Source organism: Streptomyces sp. BR123 (assembly GCF_013401435.1).
GTDB lineage: Bacteria > Actinomycetota > Actinomycetes > Streptomycetales > Streptomycetaceae > Streptomyces.
Genome location: NZ_JACBGN010000595.1, coordinates 1 through 1,392 on the forward strand (window position 1 = coordinate 1; position 1,392 = coordinate 1,392).

Below are 1,392 nucleotides of genomic sequence, written 5' to 3' on the forward strand. Positions count from 1 at the left end.
TGTGTATAAGAGACAGTCATTGCGGTACGGCCTCCTTCTCCTGGCGGGCGGCGGCGGCCGCCGAGCGCAGGAAGGCGATGCTGTGGCGGGCGGCGTCGGCCCCGGCATGGCTGTGGCGCGGGAGTTCCACGGAGACGAGCCCTCGGTAGCCGGTGCGGGCCAGGGCGGCCAGGACCGGCGGGAAGTCGATCTCGCCCTCGCCGAAGGGCAGGTGTTCGTGGACACCGCGGCGCATGTCCTCGATCTGGACGTGGGCGAGGCGGTCCGCGGCGAGCTCCACGCAGTCGGCGACGGGGAACGGCTCCAGGCAGCGGCAGTGGCCGAGGTCCAGGGTGAGCCGGAACCGGTCGGGCCGGCCGAGGTCGTCCAGCAGCCGCCGGTAGCCGGCCAGGTCGGGGACGAGCATGCCCGGCTCCGGTTCGAAGGCGAGGTCGATGCCGGCGGCGTCGGCGTGCGCGAGGGTGTCGGCGCAGCCGTCGACCAGCCGCTGCCAGGCCTGCTCGGGGGTGGTGTCCGGGTCGGGGGCGCCGCTCCAGAAGTGCACGGCCCCGGCCCCCAGTTCGGCGCCGATCACGAGGGCGCGGCGCAGCAGGTCCGCCCGCAGGGCGCGTTCCTCCGGCCGGGCGGACAGCAGGGTGGGGCGGTGCTTGCGGCGGGGGTCGAGGAGGTAGCGGGCGCCGGTCTCCACGACCACGGCCAGGCCGGTGTCGGCGAGGGCCCGGCGGACTCGGGCCGTGCGGGCGGGCAGATCGGGGGCGTACGGGTCGAGGTGGTGGTGGTCGAGGGTGAGGGCGACCCCCTCGTAGCCGAGGTCGGCGAGCATCCGCAGCGCGTCGTCGAGCCGGTGGTCGGCGAGGCCGTTGGTGCCGTACGAGAAGCGGGGCATCGGTCCCGCGGCGGCGGTGTTCACGGCCGGCCCCCGGCAGCGGGGCGGTGCGTGGCGGTCATGTCGAGGACACCTTCCGGGCGAGGCCGCGGACGAGCGGCAGGGCCGCGGCCAGCGGGACGGCGAGGCCGGGGGCCCCGGCGCGGGCGGCGAGGGCGGCCTGCAGCGGGAGCAGGGCGTGGATCCCGGCGCCGACGGCCCGCCGCACCTCGGGGGCGGCGGGGCGGCGCACCGCCCGGGCGAGGGCGGGCCCGTAGCCGGCCGCGTACACGGCGAGCGCGGCGGTCTGGGCGGTGCGGGCGGTGCCGCCGGCCGCGGCGCGGAGCCCGAGGGGGCGGGCGGCCGCGTCGGTGCGGGCGAGGCCGGCCGCTGCCGTGACGGCGGAGGAGAGCAGGGTCAGGGCCACCTCGTGCGGCGGGGCCCCGGCGACCTCGTGCCTGCTGAGCCGGGTCAGGGCCAGCGTGTGCGCCCCGACGGCGGCGGCCGGGCCGAGGGCGGGCCGGGCG

General features: G+C 78.7%; 1 protein-coding gene and 1 pseudogene. Both read right to left on the minus strand.

Annotated elements, in window-relative coordinates; all coding sequences use genetic code 11:
• Positions 1-16 precede the first annotated feature (16 nt).
• Positions 17-886 carry a sugar phosphate isomerase/epimerase gene (locus tag HYE82_RS36520; RefSeq protein WP_179178519.1) on the minus strand — a complete coding sequence of 290 codons (870 nt, stop codon included), beginning with the start codon at positions 884-886 and terminating at the stop codon, positions 17-19.
• A gap of 58 nt (positions 887-944) precedes the next feature.
• Positions 945-1,392: pseudogene (locus HYE82_RS36525) on the minus strand (transferase); the annotation flags it as partial.